At 64.3% G+C, this 23,905-nt stretch carries 24 protein-coding genes; 14 read left to right on the forward strand and 10 right to left on the reverse strand.

Translation table 11 applies throughout. The annotated features are described in order from the left end of the window. Positions 1-16: 16 nt before the first annotated feature. The 3 genes from BUA41_RS12720 to BUA41_RS12730 form a co-directional block, all read right to left on the reverse strand. On the reverse strand, positions 17-721 hold the full coding sequence (locus BUA41_RS12720) for a DUF4123 domain-containing protein (RefSeq protein ID WP_175546972.1): 705 nt from the start codon (positions 719-721) through the stop codon (positions 17-19). Beyond that, complete coding sequence (locus BUA41_RS12725) at positions 718-2,811, reverse strand: type VI secretion system Vgr family protein (RefSeq protein ID WP_084671548.1); 2,094 nt, start codon at positions 2,809-2,811, stop codon at positions 718-720. Before BUA41_RS12725 ends, BUA41_RS12720 begins: the two co-directional genes overlap by 4 nt. 217 nt (positions 2,812-3,028) lie before the next feature. Beyond that, complete coding sequence (locus BUA41_RS12730; protein ID WP_072823451.1) at positions 3,029-4,885, reverse strand: sigma-54-dependent Fis family transcriptional regulator; 1,857 nt, start codon at positions 4,883-4,885, stop codon at positions 3,029-3,031. A 273-nt stretch (positions 4,886-5,158) separates the two neighbouring features. On the opposite strand from BUA41_RS12730, the gene BUA41_RS12735 reads away from it, so the two are divergent. From BUA41_RS12735 to BUA41_RS12760, 6 genes are all read left to right on the forward strand, one after another. Further along, positions 5,159-6,250, forward strand: a complete 1,092-nt coding sequence (locus BUA41_RS12735; RefSeq protein WP_072823453.1) for an ABC transporter ATP-binding protein — start codon at positions 5,159-5,161, stop codon at positions 6,248-6,250. Between the two features lie 9 nt (positions 6,251-6,259). Continuing rightward, a complete protein-coding gene (locus BUA41_RS12740) occupies positions 6,260-7,378 on the forward strand; it encodes an ABC transporter ATP-binding protein (RefSeq protein WP_072823455.1) in 1,119 nt (372 codons plus the stop codon). After that, complete coding sequence (locus BUA41_RS12745) at positions 7,375-8,238, forward strand: carbohydrate ABC transporter permease (protein WP_072823457.1); 864 nt, start codon at positions 7,375-7,377, stop codon at positions 8,236-8,238. Before BUA41_RS12740 ends, BUA41_RS12745 begins: the two co-directional genes overlap by 4 nt. Before the next feature lie 8 nt (positions 8,239-8,246). After that, positions 8,247-9,047: a carbohydrate ABC transporter permease gene (locus BUA41_RS12750; RefSeq protein WP_072823459.1), complete on the forward strand. Its 801-nt coding sequence runs from the start codon at positions 8,247-8,249 to the stop codon at positions 9,045-9,047. Between the two features lie 29 nt (positions 9,048-9,076). Further along, positions 9,077-9,349: a DUF2160 domain-containing protein gene (locus BUA41_RS12755; protein WP_072823461.1), complete on the forward strand. Its 273-nt coding sequence runs from the start codon at positions 9,077-9,079 to the stop codon at positions 9,347-9,349. 110 nt (positions 9,350-9,459) lie between these two features. Next, on the forward strand, positions 9,460-11,160 hold the full coding sequence (locus BUA41_RS12760) for an ABC transporter substrate-binding protein (RefSeq protein ID WP_139249129.1): 1,701 nt from the start codon (positions 9,460-9,462) through the stop codon (positions 11,158-11,160). 51 nt (positions 11,161-11,211) lie between these two features. Here BUA41_RS12760 and BUA41_RS12765 read toward each other — a convergent pair whose 3' ends face one another. After that, positions 11,212-13,032, reverse strand: a complete 1,821-nt coding sequence (locus BUA41_RS12765; RefSeq protein ID WP_072823465.1) for an aminopeptidase P family protein — start codon at positions 13,030-13,032, stop codon at positions 11,212-11,214. 56 nt (positions 13,033-13,088) lie between these two features. After that, entirely contained in the window at positions 13,089-13,547 is a 459-nt protein-coding gene (locus BUA41_RS12770) for a DUF6314 family protein (protein WP_084671551.1), read from the reverse strand. Positions 13,548-13,605: 58 nt separating this feature from the next. On the opposite strand from BUA41_RS12770, the gene BUA41_RS12775 reads away from it, so the two are divergent. Continuing rightward, entirely contained in the window at positions 13,606-14,487 is an 882-nt protein-coding gene (locus BUA41_RS12775) for a carboxylate/amino acid/amine transporter (protein ID WP_072823469.1), read from the forward strand. A 14-nt stretch (positions 14,488-14,501) separates the two neighbouring features. Here BUA41_RS12775 and BUA41_RS12780 read toward each other — a convergent pair whose 3' ends face one another. The 5 genes from BUA41_RS12780 to BUA41_RS12800 all read right to left on the reverse strand — a co-directional run bounded on the left by BUA41_RS12780 (position 14,502) and on the right by BUA41_RS12800 (position 18,060). Beyond that, positions 14,502-15,494: a DUF1853 family protein gene (locus tag BUA41_RS12780; protein WP_245791917.1), complete on the reverse strand. Its 993-nt coding sequence runs from the start codon at positions 15,492-15,494 to the stop codon at positions 14,502-14,504. 67 nt (positions 15,495-15,561) lie between these two features. Then, on the reverse strand, positions 15,562-16,026 hold the full coding sequence (locus tag BUA41_RS12785) for a hypothetical protein (protein WP_072823471.1): 465 nt from the start codon (positions 16,024-16,026) through the stop codon (positions 15,562-15,564). Positions 16,027-16,035: 9 nt separating this feature from the next. Beyond that, positions 16,036-16,416: a DUF6152 family protein gene (locus BUA41_RS12790; protein ID WP_072823473.1), complete on the reverse strand. Its 381-nt coding sequence runs from the start codon at positions 16,414-16,416 to the stop codon at positions 16,036-16,038. 3 nt (positions 16,417-16,419) lie between these two features. Then, positions 16,420-16,791, reverse strand: coding sequence for a DUF427 domain-containing protein (locus BUA41_RS12795; RefSeq protein WP_072823475.1), 372 nt, complete (start codon positions 16,789-16,791; stop codon positions 16,420-16,422). Between the two features lie 780 nt (positions 16,792-17,571). Beyond that, positions 17,572-18,060 (reverse strand): tetratricopeptide repeat protein, encoded by a 489-nt coding sequence (locus BUA41_RS12800; RefSeq protein ID WP_175546973.1) that lies wholly within the window; start codon positions 18,058-18,060, stop codon positions 17,572-17,574. Positions 18,061-18,072: 12 nt separating this feature from the next. Between BUA41_RS12800 and BUA41_RS12805 the strand changes: the two genes are divergently transcribed. From BUA41_RS12805 to BUA41_RS12835, 7 genes are all read left to right on the forward strand, one after another. Next, positions 18,073-18,486, forward strand: a complete 414-nt coding sequence (locus tag BUA41_RS12805; protein ID WP_072823479.1) for an alpha/beta fold hydrolase — start codon at positions 18,073-18,075, stop codon at positions 18,484-18,486. A gap of 158 nt (positions 18,487-18,644) precedes the next feature. Next, on the forward strand, positions 18,645-19,526 hold the full coding sequence (locus tag BUA41_RS12810) for an NAD(+) kinase (RefSeq protein WP_072823481.1): 882 nt from the start codon (positions 18,645-18,647) through the stop codon (positions 19,524-19,526). Positions 19,527-19,533: 7 nt separating this feature from the next. After that, a complete protein-coding gene (locus BUA41_RS12815) occupies positions 19,534-20,532 on the forward strand; it encodes a metallophosphoesterase (RefSeq protein WP_175546974.1) in 999 nt (332 codons plus the stop codon). Between the two features lie 210 nt (positions 20,533-20,742). Continuing rightward, positions 20,743-21,594, forward strand: coding sequence for a rhomboid family intramembrane serine protease (locus BUA41_RS12820; protein WP_072823484.1), 852 nt, complete (start codon positions 20,743-20,745; stop codon positions 21,592-21,594). A gap of 20 nt (positions 21,595-21,614) precedes the next feature. Continuing rightward, complete coding sequence (locus BUA41_RS12825; RefSeq protein WP_072823486.1) at positions 21,615-21,875, forward strand: YeaC family protein; 261 nt, start codon at positions 21,615-21,617, stop codon at positions 21,873-21,875. Between the two features lie 26 nt (positions 21,876-21,901). After that, positions 21,902-22,699, forward strand: coding sequence for a DUF2797 domain-containing protein (locus tag BUA41_RS12830; RefSeq protein WP_072823488.1), 798 nt, complete (start codon positions 21,902-21,904; stop codon positions 22,697-22,699). A gap of 83 nt (positions 22,700-22,782) precedes the next feature. Then, entirely contained in the window at positions 22,783-23,778 is a 996-nt protein-coding gene (locus BUA41_RS12835) for a zinc-dependent alcohol dehydrogenase family protein (RefSeq protein WP_245791918.1), read from the forward strand. Positions 23,779-23,905 lie beyond the last annotated feature (127 nt).

Consider the following 23,905-nt stretch of genomic DNA (forward strand, 5'->3'; position numbering starts at 1 on the left):
GGAAGGTCGAGAGTATTCATGACGATATTTCTTCTTCTGGATGGGCACGAGTGTCGCTAATACGAGCTTCATGTGCCTTACGCCGGCAATATTCGAGACACGCTTGTTCATTGTCGACGCCCGTTGCGTGATGCTCTTGGTACCAGTCGATCAAGCGCTCGAGGGAGATGGCGTATTGCGCGGCCAAGGGTTGCAGCATCAATTGCCTGCGCCATGCCTCGATGCCTTGCAGATGCTGCCGGGTCAGTCGGAAGGGAGCCTCGCTTGACGCGTAACGTGCCGCCGCCTCGGTGTCCTGTTGCAGTTGCCAGGCCTGGCCTGCCACCACGCCCCGCATGCGCTCGTTCGGCCCCAGTAGCCGCGCCCGTTCAGGCGCGTTCAACGAGGCTTCGAGCCCGGCAAGGACGCGGGGATCGGCGTAACGAAACAGGGAGGGGGGCGCCTGCTCGCACTCGATCACCGTCAGGGTCTTCAGATGATCGGCGACCCTGTCGAACGGCTGTGCCGAGACCAGCTCGATGGCCAGCCCCTCTTCGACCCACGGGCGGTAGCGTTGAAGGGCGACCAGCGAGGCGGGTTCGACGAGCAGCGGGCCGGCAGTGGCCTGTTCGTGCTGGTGGGTCTGCAGGTAGAGTAGGTGATAGCGAGGCGACGGTTCGGTCTCGAACAGCTGGCGCAGCCCGTCCCGATGCCAGGCCAGATCGACTAGGAAACGACTCATCCGCATCGGCATTGCGCTCCCAGGCTGCAGTTGTCGGGGCCGGAGGCCAGGGTGACGTCCTGGATCTGGCAGGTGTCCAAGGTGATGAAGCCCTGCATTGATGACTCGAGTAGCGCGTCGTAGGCGACGGGGGGTATGGCTTCGTGGGATTCCGGGGTGGCATGTTCGGGCAGCAGCGGTATCGCGGTACGCTGACCACTACCCTTGCCCGGATTGCCCCCGGCATTGAGCCGCACCTTGGGGCCGCTCATTGTCACGCCGCTGGGGTCGAGTTTGAGGAAGCTGCCCTCGGCATTCAGGGTGAATTCGTCACCCGCCTCCAGCACGACCTGCTGGCCGGCCTTGATGTGCAGCTCACGCCCGCATTCCGAGAGCCAGGCCTGACCGGCGTTAAGGTGCAGCGAGCCCTGGACGATCAGGCTCTGATCGCCATCGACCCTCGTGCGTCGTTCACCGTTTACGTGGAGGTGTTCGTCGCGCTCGATCACGGTGAGGCGGTCGCGCTGGACCGTGAGATGGCTGTCGCGGCGAATCTCCTCGGTTCGATCGTTTTCGGTGAGCAGCTCGAGATCCTTCTGGGCATGAATCCAGATCTGCTCGTTGTCCTGGGCATCCTCGAAGCGCAGTTCGTTGAAGCCCTCGCCCTGGTGGGTCTGGGTGCGAATCACCGTGCGCGTCTTGTGCTCCGGCAGGGCATAGGGCGGGGTATTCACCGCGTGATAGGTGCGCCCGGTGATCAGCGGCTGGTCCGGATCGCCTTCGAGAAACGAGACGATGACTTCATGGCCGATGCGAGGAATCGCGATCGACCCATAACCCCCACCGGCCCAGCCCTGGGCGACGCGAATCCAGGCGCTACTGGTGTCATCACCGACGGCATAACGGTCCCAGGGGAAGCGCACCTTGACCCGACCGTGGACGTCGCAGTGAATCTCTTCCCCTTCGGGACCGACCACGAAGGCCACCTGGGGCCCATCGACGCGCGGCTTTGTATCTTGCGCTGGCCGCCAGGCCTGGTCGGCAGGCATCAGCACCAGGGTGTTGGTGTATTTAGTCATGCCGTCACCGCCGACGGCGTCTTCTTCGAGCGCCTGGGGCTGGACGCCGTCGTGGACCACCTCGATGACCTGCCAGTCACGGTTCAGCGCGTCGTTATCGTGCCCGGCGAGGGTGAAACGGGTCCCGGGCCGCAGTTCGGGTAGATCGCTTTCGGCGTTCACAGTGAGGGCATCACGGCGCAACCGTTCCAGGCGGGTCTTGGTGAACGCCTGGCCCGAGACATCCGCCTTGTAGCGCCCGGGATAGTCGAAGTGCTCGTAGTCGGTTCTTTGCGCGTGTTCTTCCAGCGCGCTGCCGACCTGTTCATGTAATTGCGCATATGCCGGTTGCTTGAAGGAGTAGTCCTTCAGCATGGCCGAGGCCGGGCGCACCCGGGCTGTCTGGCGCAGTCGCCGCACATGGCGGACCAGCGCCGTACCCCCGGCGCGGCTGTGATAGGGCCGCGACCCCAGGCTCCCGAGCATCTTGGGATCGTCGGCGAATACCAGGCGATGGGCGCCACCCGCTCGCTCGTCGAATTCGTGGAAATAGCACAGGCCTTCCTCGGCGGCCAGGCGCTCGATGAAGGCAAGGTCCGTCTCGCGGTACTGCACGCAGTATTCGCGCTCGACGGGCTCCCGGGTCACCGCGAAGGTCGCATCCTTGATGCCGCGCTCGGCAAGCAGGGTGTTGATGAGGGTTAGCGGCGAGACCTGCTGGAAGATACGCGAGTTGTGGCGCAGGGAGAGCCGCCACAGGGCCGGCCTGACGAGAAGCGTGTAGAAGGTGCGGCGGTGACCGCGATCGCCCTGGGCGAACTCGGCGACCACGCCATGCACGCGGCGCAGGGCTTTGCCGTCCTGCCACACGGTGAGGGTCACCTCGCGTTCGAGCCAGTCGCCGGCGGCAAGATCGGGCCGGCGGCTGGCCAGGGTCACGGTGAGTTCGAAGGGTTGGGAGAGGGCTTCCTCGAGATGGAAGTCGATGACCGCGAGGTCGGCGTCCTCATTGGCGCGACGGAGAGTGAACTGGAGGCCGGTCGAGGTCGCCATGCGGAGTCCTTGGAGAATGCGAGACGACCCAGAATAACGGAATTAATTATCCAGAACAGAGGCTTACAGTGTTTGTATAAAATGGCTGACAAGCGTTGTCGGCAATGTCTTACAAGATTCTGAAACACCACTGTATAAGCAACACCGGTAAGTAAATATTGTTAAATTTAAAGAGTGCGATATGTCTTTTTTCGACGCTCCTTATCAGACTTTTCGATCATGCCTGCAAGGCCGCGGCTTGCTCCCGCAAGCGCTTGTAGAGGGTCGTGCGGCTGATGCCCATTTGCCGTGCCAGGGCAGAGAGGTTTCCACCGTGTTCGGCCAGGCGTTCTGCCAGGCTGAGTGAGCCGCTAGCAGGGTGTGGGGGCGTTGCTTCCCCGAGGGACGACGTGGCGGGAGGTGCAGCCGATGCCAACAGGTTGGCCGGCAGATGGTGGAGCTCGAGCACGGGCCCGTCGGCCATGGCCATGGCGACACGCAACACATTCTCCAGCTGGCGTATGTTTCCCGGCCAGGGTTGCTGGATCAGCCAGTCGAGCAGGGCAGGCGAGGGCGTGGAAAAACCGGGTCGCGGATCGTCTCGCAGCGGCTCGGCGGCATCACGGATCAGACCGTCGAGCACCGCCTGGACCAGCATTTGCCGGTCTTCTCGCTCGCGAAGCGGCGGCAGCAGAATCTCGACGCCGCACAGGCGGTAAAAGAGATCGGCACGAAACCGCCCGGTAGCCACGTCCTCGATCAAGGGACGGTGGGTGGCCGCGATCACTTCGATATCCACCGGGTAGGACACCCCGCCACCCAGCGGCGTCACTCGCCGCTCCTGCAGCACGCGTAGCAGGCGTGCCTGCACGGCAAGCGGCATGTCGCCGATCTCGTCGAGGAACAGTCGCCCGCCATCGGCTTCGCGCAGACGACCGATGTTGCCGCGCGGGTCGGCGCCGGTAAACGCGCCACGCACGTACCCGAACAGTTCGGCCTCGACCAGTTCGCTGGGGATCGCGGCACAGTTGATGGCGACCAAGGGTTGGCTGGCGCGCCGGCTGGCGGCATGCAGGGCCTTGACGAAGACCTCCTTGCCGGTGCCGGTCTCACCACGGATCAGCATGGCGATGCCGCTGTCCTTGAGTCGCGAGGCCAGGGTGATCGCCTGATGCATGCGAGGATCGCCCAGGTCGAGCCGCTGAAGCGGCGAAGCTGGGGCGCCCGCCGGGGCTGCCGAGATCGGCGCGGCCAGGCGACAATGACAGTGATAGCGTCCGGCGAAGCGCAGGGTCATGTCGCCGTCGAGGTGTGCAACGATGGCCTGCCAGTTTTCGTCGCAGAGCGATTCGAGATGCTGCCCCCGGGCATGCTCGGCCTCCAGCCCCAGCAGCCAGCGTGCTCGGCTATTGCTGGCCACGAGCCGGCCCTGTCCATCGAGAATCAGTAGCCCCGAGCGGGGGCTATCCAGGTTGTCGCGGTTGGAGTTGAAGGTCAGGCGATAGTGATCATGGCGATAGTGATTGATCAGGCGGCGGTTCTCGATCTGCATCGAGAGCACCTGTAACAGGCCGCTGTGATGGCGCGTGGGGTTTCGGTAAGGGTCGCTCAGCAGGGCCAGGCAGGCGTCGACATTGTCGTTCGGGAGCTTCAAGGGCACCGCGAAGCTCGCCAGGTGATGCAGCGCGCCACAGGCATGTTCGTCGCCGATCACATCGACACTCCTGCCTTTTGCCAGGCAGGTACCGATGGCATTGCGGCCGCAGTAGCGTTCGCCCCAGTGCGCCCCCGGGGACAACCACGCCTGACAGGCCGGGGGCAACAGAGGCGTCTCGCCCCAGCGCTCGAGAATGACGCCGTCGCGATCGGTCACCACCAGACAGCATTGCCAATGGCGCAACATCTCGTCGAACTCGGCGATCACACCCTGGCCCAGCAGCGACAGCAGCGGCTGCATGGTGGCGAGTCGCTGGGCCGTATCGGCGGCCGAACAGCGTCGGGGGTGCCACTGGCGATCTTCGGTATGCTGGTGCGGCGAGGCACGGTTGATGCGCTGAGGTGATGGCTGGCGACGATCGACGGCGCTCTCACTCATGGGAGGTTCCTTGACCCGAAGCGGGCGCAATGTTCGTTCCCGAACAGTTATTGTTCATTGTTGAGTGTTCAAGGGTGTTCAGCAGCTGTTCATCCAAGGGTAGTCGGGTCGGGTGGAAAAGCGTTTATACCAAGGTATAGGGTGGTTTTTTCTCCTCTTGCAACAGAGGTCTACTGGTTTCTTGCACAAGGCTGAAGTCTCGTTTTCCAGCCTTGGCATGGCGTTCGCTTGGGGCTTGCAGAATGCGCGAACCCGAAAGGAAACCGACGATCCATGTCCCTGACCCTCGAGCACATCGAGCGCACCGTGAGCGGCGAGAGGCATATCACCGACGCCAGCCTGACCCTGGAGTCCGGTACCTTCAACGTGCTGCTGGGCCATACCCTGGCCGGCAAGACGACACTGATGCGTCTGATGGCCGGGCTGGACAGCCCCAGTCACGGGCGGGTGCTGCTCAACGGTCGCGACATGACCGGCGTGCCGGTGCGCCAGCGCAATGTGTCGATGGTCTATCAGCAGTTCATCAACTATCCCACGCTGAACGTCTTCGACAATATTGCCTCGCCGCTCAAGCTGGCCAAGGTGCCCAAGCGGGACATCGCCCGCCGGGTCGAGGAAACCGCCGGCATGCTGCACATCGAGCATCTGCTGGGACGCTATCCACAGGAACTTTCCGGGGGCCAGCAGCAGCGCACCGCCATGGCCCGGGCGTTGGTCAAGGATGCCGACCTGGTGCTGTTCGACGAGCCGCTGGTCAATCTCGACTACAAGCTGCGCGAGGAGCTGCGTCTGGAGATGCGCAAGCTGTTTCATTCGCGCAACACCATCGCCGTCTATGCCACCACGGAACCCGGCGAGGCCCTGGCCCTGGGCGATACCACCACGCTGATTCACGAAGGCCGCATCCTGCAGAGCGGACCCAGCGACAGCGTCTATCACCATCCGGAAACCGCCGAGGCCGCCGCCCTGTTCGGCGAGCCGCCCATCAACCTGCTGGATGTCGAGGTGCGCGGCAGCGAGCTGGTCATCGATCGCACGACCTTCCCGTTACCGACGACCCTGGCCACGCTGGAAGAGGGGCGTTATCGCCTGGGCATTCGCCCCAGCCACCTGGGATTGGCGCCGATGGGCGATGACGATCTGGAGTTCCGGGTGGCGGTCGGCGTGGCCGAGATCAGCGGGTCCGAGACCTTCCTGCATGTGGAGAACGACGACCTGGAACTGGTGCTGCACCTGGGAGGCATCCACGACTTCCATGTGGATGACGAGATTCGCGTCTACGTGCCCTGCCACAAGCTGTTCGCCTTCGATGACCAGGGTGCTCTGGTCCGCTCGCCCACTCGATCCCCGAACGTGCCGGAGTGAGAACCAGCCATGGCGGAAATTCGTCTTCAACAGTTGGCCCATAGCTACCACGCCAATCCGGCCGGTCCCGAAGATTATGCGCTGCGCCGCATGGAACACGTCTGGGAGCAGGGCGGCGCCTACGCCCTGCTGGGCCCTTCGGGCTGCGGGAAGAGCACTTTGCTGAACATCATCTCGGGGTTGCTCGAGCCTTCCGAGGGGCAGGTGCTCTACGACGGCAAGTCGGTCAATGGCCTGACGCCCCAGCAGCGCAACATCGCCCAGGTTTTCCAGTTTCCGGTGATCTACGACACCATGACGGTCCACGACAACCTGGCGTTCCCGCTGCGCAACCAGCGCCAGCCGGCGGCCAAGATCGCCGAACGGGTCACGGAGGTGGCCCAGACGCTGGAGATCGAGCACCTTCTGCATCGCAAGGCGCGCAACCTCACCGCGGACGAGAAGCAGAAGGTCTCGATGGGCCGCGGCCTGGTGCGCGACGACGTGGCGGCGATCCTGTTCGACGAGCCGCTCACCGTCATCGACCCGCAACTGAAATGGCGCCTGCGCCGCAAGCTCAAGCAGATCCACGAGCGCTTCAACATCACCATGGTCTACGTGACCCACGACCAGCTCGAGGCCTCGACCTTCGCCGACAAGATCGCGGTCATGTACGACGGCCAGATCGTCCAGTTCGGCACTCCCCGGGAGCTGTTCGAGAACCCGGCGCACACCTTCGTCGGGTACTTCATCGGCAGCCCCGGCATGAACCTGCTGGCGGTGACGCCGAGTGCCGAAGGCGTGCTGCTGGCGGGCATCGAGCTACCGCTGGCGCCGGCGACCCGGCAGGCCCTCGCCGAATGGGGCGCGCAACGGCTGATGCTGGGCATCCGCCCCGAATTCGTGCAACTGGTGGCGCCCGGCCAGGCCCGCCTGCGTGCCTCGGTCGGCCTGGTGCAGGACCTGGGCACCTACCGGATTCTCGATCTGCAGCTGAAGGGGGCGGTCGACGCCCCGCTGATCAAGGCGCGCATCGAGGAGGACCAGGCGGTGCCGAATGGCGAGGTCGGGGTGCTGTTTCCCGAACGCTGGACCCGCTTCTATGCCGACGACGTCCTGGTGGAGATGACCGAGGGAGGCCACCCATGAAGGTGCACAACAACAAGGCCTGGTGGCTGGTGCTGCCGGTCGTCGCGCTGGTGGCCTTCAGCGCCATCGTGCCGATGATGACGGTGGTCAACTATTCGGTACAGGATATCTTCGATCCCAGCACCCGCTACTTCGTCGGCACCGAGTGGTATCGCGAGATCCTGCGCGACGAGCGCCTGCACAACGCCTTGCTGCGCCAGTTCGCCTACTCCTTCAGCGTGCTGGCGATCGAGATTCCGCTGGGCATCATCGTCGCCCTGTCCATGCCGCGTCGCGGCCTCGGCGTGCCGATCTGCCTGATCCTGCTCTCGCTGCCGCTGCTGATTCCCTGGAACGTGGTCGGCACCATCTGGCAGATCATCGGCCGCGGCGACATCGGCCTCTACGGTCGGCTGCTGCATGATCTCGGCATCGACTACAACTACGCCTCCAACCCCGCGGATGCCTGGGTCACCGTGCTGATCATGGATGTCTGGCACTGGACCTCCCTGGTGGCGCTGCTGTGCTACTCCGGGCTGCGCTCGATCCCCGATGTCTACTACCAGGCCGCGCGCATCGATCGCGCCTCCCACTGGGCGGTGTTTCGCTACATCCAGTTGCCCAAGCTCAAGAACGTGCTGCTGATCGCGGTGATGCTGCGCTTCATGGACAGCTTCATGATCTATACCGAACCCTTCGTGCTCACCGGGGGCGGGCCGGGCACGACCACCACCTTCCTCAGCCAGACCCTGACCCAGATGGCGGTGGGGCAGTTCGACCTGGGCCGCGCCGCCGCCTTCTCGCTGATCTACTTCCTGATCATCCTGCTGGTGACCTGGCTGTTCTACACCGCCATGACCCACGCCGACGACAAGGGCTGAGGTGTGCCATGAGAACCCGAAAGCTGCTCGTGCTGATCGCCTACATGCTGTTCGTGCTGGTGCCGATCTACTGGCTGATCAACATGTCGTTGAAGACGAACCGTGAGATTCTCGGCACCCTGTCGCTGTGGCCGGTGGAGCCGACCCTCGCCAACTACCGCGTGATCTTCACCGACCCGACCTGGTACATGAGCTACCTGAACTCGCTGAGTTTCGTGTCGATGAACATGGTCATCTCCCTGGCGGTGGCCCTGCCCGCGGCCTATGCGTTCTCGCGCTATCGCTTCCTCGGCGACAAGCACATGTTCTTCTGGCTGCTGACCAACCGCATGGCGCCCCCGGCGGTGTTCCTGCTGCCGTTCTTCCAGCTCTACTCCTCGATTGGCCTGTTCGACACGCCGATCGCCGTGGCCCTGGCGCACTGCCTGTTCAACGTGCCGCTGGCGGTATGGATCCTCGAAGGCTTCATGTCCGGCGTGCCCAAGGAGATCGACGAGACGGCCTATATCGATGGCTACAGCTTCCCGCGCTTCTTCCTGCGCATCTTCATTCCGATGATTCGCCCGGGCATCGGCGTCACCGCCTTCTTCTGCTTCATGTTCTCCTGGGTCGAGCTGTTGCTGGCCCGTACCCTCACCTCGGTGGACGCCAAGCCTATCGTGGCGCAGATGACGCGCACCGTCTCCGCCTCGGGAATCGACTGGGGAGTGCTTGCCGCCGCCGGCGTGGTGGCCTTGCTGCCGGGTGTCGCGGTGATCTACTTCGTGCGCAATCACGTGGCCAAGGGTTTTGCCCTGGGGCGCGTGTGAAAACCGATTCGTAACGAGGAGGGCAGCACATGGAATGGATGGCATGGACGTTGCCGACGGCGCTCTTCTTCATCGTCATCGGCCTGATCCTGGCCGGGATGACGGTCTGGCAGACGGTGTCGCCGGGGCACCAGCGCAAGGGCTTCCTGCCCATCTCGACGACCCGCGGCGATCGTCTGTTCATCAGCCTGCTGATCGCCGGCTACGCTCACCTGCTGCTGCTCGGCCTGACCGGCTGGCCGCTGTGGGTTGCCACCCTGGCCAGCGTGACGGCAGCCATCGTCATCATGAAATGGGGGTGAACCACCGCTGATTCGGGGCACGACGCCAACGACGCACCACACCAACACCACACAACAACGAGGTTGCCATGTCTTCTATACACCACACACCACGGCTGACCCGCATCGCCATGGCGATGAGCCTGGTCGGCTGGATCGCGGCACCCAGCCCGGTCTTCGCCGACCAGTACCAGGATGCCGCCAAGCGCTGGATCGAGCAGGAATTCTCCACCTCGACGCTCACGCCGGAAGAGCAGATGAAGGAGATGCAGTGGTTCATCGACGCGGCGGAGTCGCTGCGCGGCAAGGAAATCAACGTCGCTTCCGAGACCCTCACCACCCATCAGTACGAGGCGGATGTGCTGGCCAGGGCGTTCACCGAGATCACCGGCATCGAGGTCAATCACGACCTGATCCAGGAGGGCGACGTCATCGAGAAGCTGCAGACCCAGATGCAGTCCGGGCGCAACATCTACGATGGCTACGTCAACGACTCGGACCTGATCGGCACCCATTCCCGCTACGGCAAGGTGGTGCCGATCTCCGAGATGATCGAGGGCGATGGCGCCGAGTTCACCTCGCCGACCCTGGACCTGGACGACTTCATCGGCCTGTCGTTCACCACCGGGCCGGATGGCAAGGTCTACCAGTTGCCGGACCAGCAGTTTGCCAACCTCTACTGGTTTCGTGCCGACTGGTTCGACGACCCCGACATCAAGCAGCAGTTCGAGGAGAAGTACGGCTATGCGCTGGGCGTGCCGGTCAACTGGTCGGCCTACGAGGACATCGCCGATTTCTTCACCAACGACGTCAAGGAGATCGACGGCACGCGCGTCTACGGCCACATGGACTACGGCAAGAAGGACCCGTCCCTGGGCTGGCGCTTCACCGATGCCTGGTTCTCCATGGCTGGCGCGGGCGACAAGGGCATCCCCAACGGGCTGCCCGTGGACGAGTGGGGCATCCGTGTCGAGGAGTGTCACCCGGTGGGCTCCATGGTCGCGCGCGGTGGGGCGGCCAACGGCCCGGCGGCGGTCTTTGCCACCCAGAAGTACGTCGACTGGCTGAAGGCCTACGCGCCGCCCGCCGCCCAGGGCATGACCTTCTCCGAGGCCGGTCCGGTTCCCGCCCAGGGCAACATCGCCCAGCAGATCTTCTGGTACACCGCCTTCACCGCGGACATGACCAAGGAAGGCCTGGCGGTGGTCAACGAGGATGGCACGCCCAAGTGGCGCATGGCGCCCTCGCCGGTGGGGCCCTACTGGGAAGACGGCATGAAGAAGGGCTATCAGGACGTGGGTGCCTGGACCTTCTTCGACTCGACGCCCCAGGAGAATCGCCTGGCGGCCTGGCTGTATGCCCAGTTCGTGACCTCCAAGACCGTGTCGCTGAAGAAGACCCTGGTCGGGCTGACGCCGATTCGCGAATCGGACATCCAGTCCGAGGCGATGACCGAGGCGGCCCCCAGGCTGGGCGGCCTGGTCGAGTTCTATCGCAGCCCGGCACGCCTGCAATGGTCGCCGACCGGCACCAATGTGCCGGACTATCCGAAGCTGGCCCAGCTGTGGTGGCAGTACGTCTCCCGGGCCGCCAGCGGGGAATCCAGCGCCCAGGAAGCCCTCGACGGCCTGGCCGAGGCCCAGGATCGTATCCTCGAACGCCTGGAACGCGCCAAGGTGCAGGAGGAGTGCGGGCCCAGGCTCAACGAGAAGCGCGACCCGCAGTACTGGCTCGACCAGCCCGGCGCACCCAAGCCCAAGCTCGACAACGAGAAGCCCCAGGGCAAGACCGTGCCCTACGATGAGCTGGTCAAGTCCTGGCAGGAAGGTTGAGCCAGGCCTCGATTGGCACGACAGTAATGGCGCCCGCGGGCGCCATTGCTGCTACTGCTCCCTGAGCGGCGCGGTGCGCTCATTCAGCCAGGCCCGGGCAGACTCGCCGACCTTCGGCGCCAGGCGTTCTCGCACCTCGGCATGATAGGTATCGAGCCAGGCGATCTCCTCGTCGCCGAGCAGGGCGACGTCGATGCAGCGGGTATCGATGGGGCACAGCGTCAGCGTCTCGAACTCAAGAAACTCGCCGAAGTCGCTGCGTTCGGCGGGCCGGTTCGCCGCCAGGTTCTCGATGCGCACGCCCCATTGCCCGGGGCGATACACCCCGGGTTCGATCGAAGTGATCATCCCCGGCTGCATGGCGGTGTGTGGTGACGAGGGCGCATACCAGGCGATGACCTGGGGGCCTTCGTGAACGTTGAGGAAATACCCCACGCCATGCCCGGTGCCGTGCCCGTAGTCGCGGCCCGAGGCCCACAGTGGCGCCCGGGCGATGGCGTCGAGCTGCGGTGCGGGAATACCCCGGGGGAAGTGCGCCCGGGACAGGGCGATGGTGCCCTTGAGCACCCGGGTGAAGTCCTCGCGTTGGGCGGCCGTGATCTCGCCGATGGGCACCACCCGGGTGATATCCGTGGTGCCGCCCGGGTACTGGCCGCCGGAGTCGATCAGCAGCAGCCCGTTACCCTCGATGACCGAATGGGCGGCCTCGGTGGCATGATAGTGGGGCAGCGCGCCATTGGCATTGAAGGCAGCGATGGTCGCGAAACTGCGCGAGACGAAGCCTTCCCGCGCGGCGCGCTCGGCGGTGATGCGTTCGTCGATGGTCAGCTCGGTGATGCGCTCTCCTTGGGCCAGGGCCTCTTCCAGCCAGGCGAAGAATTCGCACAGCGCGGCGCCATCCTCTTCCATCGCCTGTCGCACGTGAGCCAGTTCCTTTTCTTCCTTGCACCCCTTGGCCAGGGTCGAGGGCTGGTAGGCCTCGGTGATCTCAAGGGTGTCGGGCAGGGCCTGGAACAGCGCCAGGCTGAGGCGCGCCGGGTCGAGCAGCAGTCGGGCGTGCCCGGGCAACTCAGCGAGCGCATGAGCGGCGGCGTCATAATCGGCAATCGCGATGCCGTCTCGGCCAAGCGCCTCGGTCAGCGCCGCATCGAGCTTGCCCGGCGCCACGAACAGGGTGGCCCGCTCGGGGCCGACCAGCAGATGGGCGAGGAAGACCGGATTGAAGTCGACATCCGCGCCGCGCAGGTTGGTCAGCCAGGCGATGTCGTCCAGGGTCGAGACGATGTGCCAGTCGGCGCCGTGCTCGGCCATGGCCTCGCGCAGCCGCGCCAGCTTCTCCCGGCGCGAGCTTCCCGTGTAGGCGACGGGGTGCTCGAACACCGGCGCCTCGGGCAATGCCGGGCGACCGGGCCAGATGGCGTCGAGCAGATCGATGTCACCGCGCAGCGCGATACCCTTGGGGGCCAGCACCTCCTCCAGTTGCCGCGCATTGGCCAGGGAGACCACGCTGGCATCGAAGCCCAGCGTGGCACCGGCGGGAAGCTCGCCGGCGAGCCACTGCATCGGCGCCTGGGCCTGACCGGGCTGGAGTTTCATCAGCGTTATACCGCTGCCGGCGAGCTGCTCCTCCGCCTGAACCCAGTAGCGGCTATCGACCCACAGGCCGGCGCTCTGCCGGGTGACCACCAAGGTGCCCACCGAGCCATCGAAACCCGATAGCCAGGCACGCCCCTGCCAGTGCTCCGGAAGGTATTCGGAACCGTGCGGGTCCGAGGAGGGCAGCCACCAGGCGTCGATGGCCTGGGCTTGCATGGCATCGCGCAGTGCGGCGAGCCGGGCCTGGGGGGTGGCGGGATTCTCATCAAGGGACATCGTTCGGCCTCCGGTCGGAAGAGGGGGGAGAATGGGCATGGCAAGGAAGCCGCTCCTTACCGATAACGGTAATGGAGGTGTTCATCCTTGCGCGGCCCGTGGATGGTCCATTCGAGATCGAAGCCATCCTCGGTGAATGTCAGGGTGGCACGATAGCGGTCATCGCCGCACAGGTGGGCTTCTCGGGAGACGAAATCGGCATCTCGCTCGTCCTCGGCGACCACCAGGTCGAACAGCCATACCGCCGCATCGACGCCACGACGCTCGTGGGAGAGGGCGACATGCTCGGCATGAGAACGCCAGCGAAAGACGTTGTGAAAGGGCAGGGGGCGGGCTGACGAGATACCGGAGGGCTCGGGTAGCGCATCCTGCTGGAAATGCCCCGTTTCGGTGAAGGTCAGGCTGCCGTCCTCATGGCACCTGGCCTCTACCCGCCCCTGGCCCTTGCCGGACCAGCCACAGCGTGAACCGGCACCGGAGCGGGAACGAAAAGTGACGCACGAGATGGATGACAAGCACGCCGTTAGTTGTAAAATGCGCGCCGTCGCTTCCACATTCACTGGTTGATCCGTCATGTCCTACCTGATTGGTGTCACGGCCCTATGGGCCTTCTCGTTCTCCCTGATCGGCGCCTATCTCGCCGGCCAGGTCGATAGCTATTTCGCGGTGCTGGTGCGTATCGTGCTGGCCAGCATGCTGTTCCTGCCGTTCCTGCGGCCGTCGGCGCTCTCCAATGGCATGAAGCTGGCCATGATGTGCATCGGGGCGATCCAGCTCGGGCTGATGTACATCTTCTTCTATCAGTCCTTCCTGCTGCTGTCGGTGCCCGAGGTGCTGCTCTTCACCATCTTCACGCCGCTCTACGTGACCCTGCTCGACGATGCCATGGTCAAGCGCTTCTCGCCATTCTACCTGCTCACGGCAGCCCTTGCCGTGCTGGGGGCCGCGGTCATTCGCTACCAGGGCATCAGCAGCGATTTCTGGCTGGGCTTCCTGGTGGTCCAGGGCGCCAACCTGTGCTTTGCCATTGGTCAGGTGGCCTATCGGCATCTGGCCAATGGCCTGCCGCGCGACCTGCCCCAGCGTAGCGTGTTCGGCTGGTTCTACCTCGGGGCGCTGGCCCTGGTCGTCATCGCCTTCGCCATCTTCGGCTCCACCGAGAAGCTGCCCACCAGCGGCGTGCAGTGGGGCGTGCTGGGCTGGCTGGGGCTGGTTGCCTCGGGGCTGGGCTACTTCCTGTGGAACAAGGGGGCGACCCAGGTCGATGCAGGCGCCCTGGCGATCATGAACAATGCGCTCATTCCTGCCGGGCTGCTGGTCAACCTGCTGATCTGGAACCGGGATGCGGACCTCGTGCGCCTGGCCTTGGGTGGTGCGATCATCGTCGCCTCGTTGCTGGTCAACGAATGGTGGGCGCGGCGTCGCGAACAGCGTCGCTCGGCTGCCGTGGCCTGAGTCGCCGGCCCCGGTCAGTGATTGGTCGTCGGTCGTGGCGGTGGCAGGGGAATCCGATGCGGCCAGTCGTTCCCGACCACGAACAGTCGCTGCCAGCGCTCGTCGGCGTGCTTGAGTATCAGTTGCCTAGGCGAGCGACGCTGAGCGAAATGCCGGTCCAGGGCGCCGGTCAGGCTCTCCAGGTCGATCAGGTCGGCGTCGACCGGCGGCGCCAGCCAGTGAGGCTTGTCGAGAAAGGCGCCTCGTGTCGTGTGGATGCTCTCGATCCGCTCACGGAAGCTTGGCCATCGGGAAAGGGCCAGCCAGTCACCGAAAAGTGCCCCGGGAGCGATCTCTCGCGGTGCCGGAAGCGGTGATTCGCAGGACCAGGGACGAAACAGCAGACCGAGCAGGGCCAGCCGAGGCGTCAACGGTGGCGCATCGAAGGGCGCCAGCGCCTCGGCCGCCTCGGGACGCAAGGCCAGCGACAGCTGATGATCGATGGCGTGCTGGCGCTTGATGGCCAGCGAGTCGGCACAACCCGGGCCGATCCAGCGCGCTTGGCTATCCGGTGTCTCCGGCCCCTGGGGCAGGCCGAGGTAATACTTGATCGCCAGTTCCAGATGCACCGGCTGCGCGTCGCGCCGGTGGCGATACAGCAGATCGAGTTCGCCAAGAGTGCGCTTGGTGTCGCGGATGGTCAGGTTGTGCGCCAGCAGGCGCGTATCCGGGGCCTGATCCAGCAGGAAGTGCCAGAGTCGTTCGTGATAGAGGCCCAGGCGATTGACGAGACTCGGCCCCACCCGTGCCTCGATCGTCTGAGGGGCTTGTTCGAAGCCTTGCAGCCAGGCTCGGCGCCGCTGAGGGTCTTCCAGACCCAGCTCACCCAGGGAAGGGCGTCCGGCGAAGGGCGTGGTCAACAGATCAGGCGCATGCAGCAGCCAGGCGAGGTCTCTCACCAGCGGGTGGCGTAGCCCGGCCAGATCGGCGGTCATGACGTCGAGCGAAGCGGTTGGCGGCAAGGGCATCTGCAGTTCATCGGTAAGGACTCTTCGCAGTGTCTGCAAGTGGCCAGGGCATTTCAAATGGCTAAGCCTAGTCGGCGACGAAGGCCAGTAAACGCCCCGCCACCAGAATGCCAGGCCACAGCAACAATGAGAGGCCCCCGGCCAACCGGCGACGACGTGGCGAGGCATGCTCGACTCCCGGGCCGAGATTGAAGAGCAGGGCGTTGCCCAGCGCCAAGGCGATCAGGCCGAGCTTGAACACGAAAAGGGGCTCGCTCGCATATTCCGTGGCGCGGCTGGCGAACAGCAGAGCGCCCGTCACGAGTGCCAGAAGCAGGCCACCGATCGCCACGCGCTGCAGCAGGCGGGTCAAGGGCAGCAGGGGTAGCCCGCGTGCCCAACCCAGCAGACGCAGGTCGAGGGGCACGATGGCACCGACCAGCAGGGCGATCCCCAGCACATGCAGGGTATTGACGGCGGCGTAGCCCCAGCGCGAGAAGCGCAACCACATCGCCGGCGGAGATTGCTCCAGCAGCGCCAGCAGCGCCTCCATGGCGTCGGCTCAGAGGCGATCGGGATAAAGGGTGTATTCGCGATCCTCGATCCATAGCCGCTCGACCTTGAGCAGCTTGCGGTCCGGGTCCGTGGCGCGTTCTCCGGAAACGGTGATCTCCACCCCCTCGGCCAGGTCGCCCTTCTTCAGTCCCGCCCGCTCGTTGCGCCAGGGCTGGCCGACTTCCACGGTCCAGGATGTACCTTCCACATCCAGGGTGAGCTCTCCGTGGGGGTTGCCGAGCCGTACCGCGGTGATGACGCCGGTCAACTCGATGTTCTCGCCGCTGGTCCAGCTCCAGCCGTGGTGGGCGAGTGCCATGCCGGCCCCTTGACTGGCGATGAGAAGGCAAAGACCGATCAGCAGGAAAAAACGTCGTACAGGTTTCATGGGTCAGGCCTCGTGTGATGCCCAGTCTAGCTCTTCTTCCACCAGGCGCGTATCGAAGGCCAGATGACCTTTGATCGCGGTCATGGCCTCGAAGGGTCGTTCGTAGCTCCAGGCGATGTCCTTCAGGGTCGCGTCGTCCCGCTCGAGAGAGAAGTAGGTCGTGTCGCCCTTGAAGGGGCAGTGGGTGACCGTCGATGACCTGGTGAGCCGCTGCAGATCCACATCCTCGCGGGGGAGATATTGCCGGGGCGGGTAATCTGTCTCCCGCAGCTCGATGGCATTGTGACTATCGGCGATCACCTGCCCGCCAGCCCAGATACGCACGCGTCGGTGATGGGGATGCAGGCTGATACGGCCAGCAGGATCGTGAATCATCGGGAAGCTCCGCGGCGGCTTTACGTCTACCTAAATATAGCAGCCAGTAAGATGCCACCAAGCGGGAAGTCTGCCCTGGGCTTAAACATCATCAATGGGCTCGATAACGATAGTCTTGTCGAAGCGTTTGAAATCCTTGAAGTTATGGGTCGGTAGGCACGGAATATCACAAGCAAGCAAAGTTGCTACGATATTGGCGTCGTGGACCTGCTTGCCGCCGATAGGGAAATTATTCATTAGCTCGATCAACTGGTTGGTGACGGCGTCGGTATCGTCGGCAATATGTTGGTATCGACAAACAGTGGCTTAGCGCCCGTCGTCTCCATACATATCCTCCCTGCGCAGGCTTAACCCTTCCGGCCAAGGACCGGGATCATCCACCGGAAAATCCAGTGTTTCCGGCTTGCGGGCGCTTTCCTCCAGGCGCGCCGTGCGCTCTCTAAGGAAGTCCACGAAATCCAGAGCATCGCCGTTATCATGAGGATGCGCAGATGCAGAATGTCCCGCATCAGATACGACAGCAGGTGTAGGGCGTTGGCAAGGTAAATCAAGGCGTCCATGGTGGTTTCACGTCATCGTCAGGGGCTTCGCGTCGATACTCTCGGCGCGATCCAAATAGTCCGGGGTATTCTTCGATAAAGCTCCCGGCACCATGAAGGGTGCCGGGGGCAGGTCCGCTATGGGGATGAACCCGATGACGACGATAAATGGCAGGCGTTGGAGGCAGCGTGGTGATCAGCGTGGAATTTTTGGCGATTGGGTATCACGACCCTGATCCGATCACAGCCGATCCAGCGCCAGCAAGGCGTTATCCCCAAGCCATACCCGACGAAACTCCCGCTCGGTCTGCCTGGCGGAGGCGTCGCCGGCCTGTCGCTGTGCCTGCAGCAATCCCCAGAGCGCCCAGCCGTTCTTCGGCTGTTGCGCGAGCGCCTGGCGGAAGGTGGCGATCGCCTCTTCGGCGCGGCCGTCCTGAAGCTGCACCGCGCCGAGGGTCTGGCGGACCGGGTAGTACCAGTAAGGCGGCTCCATGTAGGCGATGGCGTCTTCCAGGGCAATCGCCTCCTGCAAATGATGCTCGGCGGCGGGATAATCCTGCCTGGCCTGTTCGACTCGTGCTTCGACGATATGCTTGGCGATCTCGAGCAGGGTGCGCGCCGGGACATACTGAGCTTCTAACCCGTCCAGGTCGGCGTTGTTGTAAAGCTCGTTCAAGGCCGTCGCTTCCGACAGCGCCTCGTCGATCCGGCCCAACCGGGCTGAGGCCACGCCGCGGGCGTAGTGCCAGTAGCCCTTGACGAAGGGGAAGCGCTCGCCGGGATCGGCTGGGGCCAGGACAACCCGGCCTATCGGCAGGTCTTTTCCTCGACCTTCCTTCCCAGCGCCACCTTCGACGAACTCCAGTGGTTCAACGAGTTTCAGCGGCGTACCACCTCGCCGGAGAACGCGGTACGCTTCCTGTCGGCATTCGGAGATATCGACGTGCGCCATCGACTCGCCCTGGTGCACGTACCCACGCTGGTCATTCACTCGCAACGAGACGGGCGCATTCCGATCGACTCGGCCCGAAAGATTGCCGCTGCCATCCCCGATGCGCAGTTCATGAGCCTGGAGAGCGATGGGCATCTGCTGCTGGGTCGCGAACCCGCCGCCCGGGAATTCGTCGAGGCGGTAAGGCGATTCGTGGCGAGTTGAACGAGATGCCACGAGCCGCGGCTCGGCGTGCAGGATGCCGGGGCGCAAGCCTGACAAACGGCTGAGCGATGGCGTCAGGCGTCCGACAGCGATGCAGTTTGCCCCGCCTTCGAGTCAGCCCGCATAATAACGACTCGCGACATGGCAGTGGAGCGCCCATGGCATCCTTCAAGAATATCGGTCTGATCGGCCGCCTCGGCAGCGCGAGCGTGGTCGAAACGCTCAAGCGGCTGATTCGTTTTCTCAACGACCGAAGCTACCATGTCATTCTTGAGGACCGCACCGCCACGGTGCTGCTCGATCATGGCCAGCAGGAGGCCAGTCGGCGCCTGCTGGGAGAAATCTGCGACCTGGTCATCGTGGTAGGGGGCGATGGCAGCATGCTGGGAGCCGGTCGCGTCCTGTGCCACAGCGGCACGCCCGTACTCGGGATCAACCGTGGGCGCCTTGGGTTCCTCACCGACATCTCGCCGAACGAAGTGGAAGAGCGCGTGGGCGACGTCCTGGACGGCGAGTACGAAATCGAGGAGCGCTTCCTGCTGGATACCGAGGTCTTCCGCGAGGGCTCGCTGGTCGGCACGGGGGAGAGCCTGAACGACGTGGTGATCCACCCCGGCAAGGCGGTACGCATGATCGAGTTCGAGCTGTTCGTCAACGAGCAGTTCGTCTACAGCCAGCGCTCGGACGGGCTGATCATCGCCACGCCCACCGGCTCGACCGCCTACGCGCTGTCCGGTGGCGGGCCGATCGTCCATCCCAAGCTCGATGCCATCACGCTGGTACCGATGTTCCCGCACACCCTGTCGAGCCGGCCCATCGTCGTCGATGCCGCCAGCGAGATCATGGTCCACATCGGCGAGACCAACGAAACTTATCCGCACGTCAGTTGCGACGGTCAGACGCAAGTGGTGTCCAAGCCCGGGGACATCGTTCACGTGCGTCGCAAACCGCAGAAACTGATGCTGATTCACCCGCGAGGACACAACTATTTCGAAATCTGCCGCAGCAAGCTGGGCTGGAGCAGCCGACTCGGAGAATGAGACACCCATGACCGGCAATATCGAAGGCTATGATCTGATCGGCGATGTGCATGGCTGTGGCGCGACCCTGGCGGCATTGCTGGAAAAACTGGGTTACCACCAGCGCGGCGGTGTTTATCGTCACCCCCGGCGCAAGGCCATCTTCCTCGGCGATCTCATCGATCGGGGCCCGCGTATACGCCTGGCGGTTTCCATTGCCCGGCGGATGGTCGAGGCCGGGGAGGCATTCATCGTCATGGGCAATCACGAGGTGAATGCCCTGGCGTACACCCGCCGCTGCAAGCCCGGCTCGAGTTGCGAATGGCTGCGCGAGCATACGCCGCGCCACAACCGCATCGTCCAGGAGACCCTCGAGCAGTATCGCGATCACCCGGCCGAATGGGAGGATACCCTGGCCTGGTTCATGGACATTCCCCTGCTTCTCGAGCGAGACGGCTTGCGGGTGGTGCATGCCTGCTGGGACGCCCCCTTGATCAATCAATTCCTCTCTCGCTACCCCCAGGCCCGCATCGACGAAGCCTTTCTGCATGAATCGGCAGTACCCGACAGCTTCGCCTATCGCGTACTGGAGCGCCTGACAAGGGGAACGCACATTCCGTTGCCCGAGGGCGTCAGAATTCACTCCGGCGACGGTTTCACCCGGCGAACCTTCCGCGCGCATTTCTGGGCGGACTCGCCCCGGACCTATGGCGATGTCATCTTCCAGCCCGACAACCTGCCCGGGGATCTCGAGGATCGCCCCCTATCCGAGAAGGAGCGGGCGCGCCTGACCTATTACGGGCCCGACGAGCCGCCATTGTTCATCGGCCACTACTGGTGCGAGGGGATACCGGCCCTGCCGGCGCCCAACATCGCCTGTGTGGATTACAGCGCCGTCAAGTACGGTCGGCTGGTGGCCTATCGCTGGGACGGCGAGCAGGTGCTGAGTGCCGACAAGTTCGTCTGGGTGCGGGTGCCCCGAGACGAACAGACGCGGCCCAGGCCCTGGGAGATCGATCTGGACTGACTTGCCATTCTTTACAAAAAATTACTCAATTTTCCGGCCTGGCCGGAAACTTGTCGCTTCAATCGCCATCAGAGTAGGTGTTCCCTTGAATGATCCCTTGCTCGTTGTCCGGCGGCCCCCTCCGCCGGACTTTTCTTTGTGGGATACTTGGCGCAGACGATTACATGCTGGGGCGCACTCTCCTGGCACCAACGGGACGAGGAGTAGCCAATGTACAAGGTGTTGATGCTGCCGAGGGACACCGACATACGCAAGCTGCGTCAGGCCCTCTGGGCCCAGCGTATCGGTCATCGCTTCACCGAGGAAGACGACGCCCAGGTGCTGTGGCTTGCCGATCCCCGTCAGCACGACGATCTGATGCAGCTGATCGAGCGTTGGCAACGTGGCGACCCACTGGACGTGGCCCAGGAACAGCCCCGCAGGTCGCAGGGCTGGCGCCAGGGGCTTTTGGCCGAAGCACCGATGGCAGCAGGACTGATCGCAGTGTGCCTGGCGGTGTTCGGCCTGATGGCCGTCCTCGGCGATCTGGTGATCGCCGCCATGACCATCACGCCCATCGGCGTGGTGGGCAACAGCCTGAGCGTCGGCACCCTGGGCGATACCCTCTCCTCGGGCCAGCTATGGCGCCTCGTGTCGCCGGCGTTCCTGCACTTCGGCTGGACGCACCTGATCTTCAACATGCTCTGGCTGTGGTACTTCGGGCGCCAGGTCGAGGCGCTGCAAGGGTCGTTGCGCCTGCTGGGCGTGGTGTTCGGCAGCGCCCTGGTTTCCAATCTGGCCCAGTACGCCACGGGCACGGTACTGTTCGGCGGCATGTCGGGCGTGGATTATGCCCTGCTCGGCTATGTCTGGCTGATGGCTTGGCGCGTGCCGAGAAGCGGCTTCTTCGTGCCGCAGATGCTGGTGGTGTTCATGCTTGGCTGGATGGTCTTCACCATGACCGATTTCGCCGAGCCCATCGGCTTCGGCAACGTCGCCAACGAGGCCCATCTCGGTGGCCTCTTGATCGGCCTGCTGATGGGCTGGGTCGCCAGTAGCCGCAGCAGGCGGCGTATTTCATGACAACGTTTTTGGAGCAAGTGATGAGCGATATGACCTTCGAGCGCATGATCCGGCAGATGACCCCGAGTGTCTATGAAAGCTTCAAGCAGGCGGTGGCGCTGGGCAAGTGGCCCGATGGGCGTCGGCTCACCGCCGAGCAGACCGAGCTGTGCCTGGAAGCGGTGATGCGCTACGAGATCGAGCATGGGGTGCCCGAGCACGAGCGGGTGGGCTATCTCGGTGCCAGCGGCTGCGGCAGTGCCACGAATGACGGCGGAGATGGTGTCAAGTGGGTGAACTGATCGCCCTGCGGGGCTGCCTGAGCAAGATGGCCATCGACCCCGGGAGTGGCGACCGGCCGGCACGATACATGCTGCGCGCCGGCGAGCACCGTCTCGATCTCAACGCACGTCTTGGCCAGACGCTGCACCTGAGGCATACCGGCGCCATCGCCTGCACCCATTGCGGGCGGCCCACCCGCAAGAGCTTCGCCCAAGGCTACTGCTACCCCTGTTTCAAGCGTCTGGCACAATGCGACACCTGCATCGTCAAGCCGGAACTCTGCCACTACCATGCCGGCACCTGCCGTGAGCCCGAGTGGGGCGAGCGTCACTGCTTCCAGCCGCATGTGGTCTATCTGGCCAACTCCTCGGGGCTCAAGGTGGGCATTACCCGCAGGACCCAGCTGCCGACCCGCTGGCTGGACCAGGGGGCGATCCAGGCGCTGCCGATACTCGAGGTGGATACCCGCCAGCAATCCGGCTTCGTCGAGATGCTGTTCAAGGAGCAGGTCGCCGATCGCACCAACTGGCGCGCCATGCTCAAGGGGGAAGTCGCGCCTCTCGATCTGCGCACGGAGCGCGATCGCCTGCTGGCATCCCTGGCCCCGGGCCTGGCCAACCTGCGGGAGCGTTTCGGCAGCGATGCCCTGCGCCTCCTCGATGCCGAGCCAGTCAGCTTCACGTATCCGGTGCTCGAGGCACCGACGAAAGTGGTCTCCCACAACTTCGACAAGAATCCAGTGGTTGCCGGCACCCTGCTGGGGCTCAAGGGGCAGTACCTGATGCTCGATACCGGGGTGATCAACCTGCGCAAGTTCACCGGCTACGAGGCCGAGGTGGCCTGAACCGCTGCTGTCGCTTTCATTCACGGTTCGTCCAGGCGCTATGCTAAACCGAGTCCATTTCGTAATGGCCAGGAGGACATGAGATGAGCGACGAGATGCGGGCGATGCGCCTGACCCGAGTGGGGCGCCCCCTGGAATTGCAGAGCGTTCCTCGCCCCAGTCCGGGTGAAGGCGAGGTGTTGTTGCGGGTGCTGGCCTGCGCGGTCTGTCGTACCGACCTGCATGTGGTGGATGGTGAACTCCCCGATTCGCGTCTGCCCCTCGTGCCCGGGCACGAGATCGTCGGCGAGGTCACTGCCCTGGGGGGTGGCGTGACGCGCTTCGCCATCGGCGATCGTGTCGGGGTGCCTTGGCTGGGCTGGACCTGCGGTGAATGCGACTATTGCCGGGCCGGTCAGGAAAATCTCTGCGAGCGGGCCGAGTTTACCGGCTACACCCGGGATGGTGGTTTCGCCGACTACTGCGTGGCCGATGCCCGTTACTGTTTACCGATCACCGGCTATACCCCGGAAGCCGCCGCACCCCTGCTTTGCGCCGGGCTGATCGGCTATCGCGCCTATCGCATGGCCGGCGATCATCCCGAGCGCCTGGGCCTCTATGGCTTCGGCGCGGCGGCGCATATCCTGGCCCAGCTGGCGGTCGCCCGGGGCCAGGCGCTCTATGCCTTCAGTCGTCCCGGCGACGAGACGGCCCAGGCGTTTGCCCGCCAGCTGGGAGCGACTTGGGCCGGCGGCTCGGACCAGGCACCGCCGGTCAAGCTCGACGCGGCGATCATCTTCGCCCCGGTGGGGGAGCTCATCCCCATCGCGTTGTCTCACGTACGCCCGGGTGGGACGGTGGTGTGTGGCGGCATCCACATGTCGGAGATTCCCGCCTTTCCCTACCGGCTGCTGTGGGAAGAGCGCTGCCTGCGCTCGGTGGCCAACCTGACGCGCCGTGACGGCGAGGAGTTCCTGGCCCTGGCGCCGACGATTCCCATCGAGACCAGCACGCGGCGTTATCCGCTGGAACAGGCCAACCAGGCCCTGGACGACCTGCGGGCCGGCCGGCTCAGCGGGGCGGCGGTCCTGATTCCCTGAATTCCTCGAGCCACGCAACCGGAACATCGCTTCATGGCATGGTTGATCGGCAACCATGGAGAAGACGAGGTGTGATCATGCCAAGGATAGCGAAAACACTGCCTGTCGTCGGTTTGACCGCAGCGTC

The organism is Modicisalibacter ilicicola DSM 19980 (genome assembly GCF_900128925.1).
In the GTDB taxonomy this organism is placed as follows: Bacteria; Pseudomonadota; Gammaproteobacteria; order Pseudomonadales; family Halomonadaceae; genus Modicisalibacter; species Modicisalibacter ilicicola.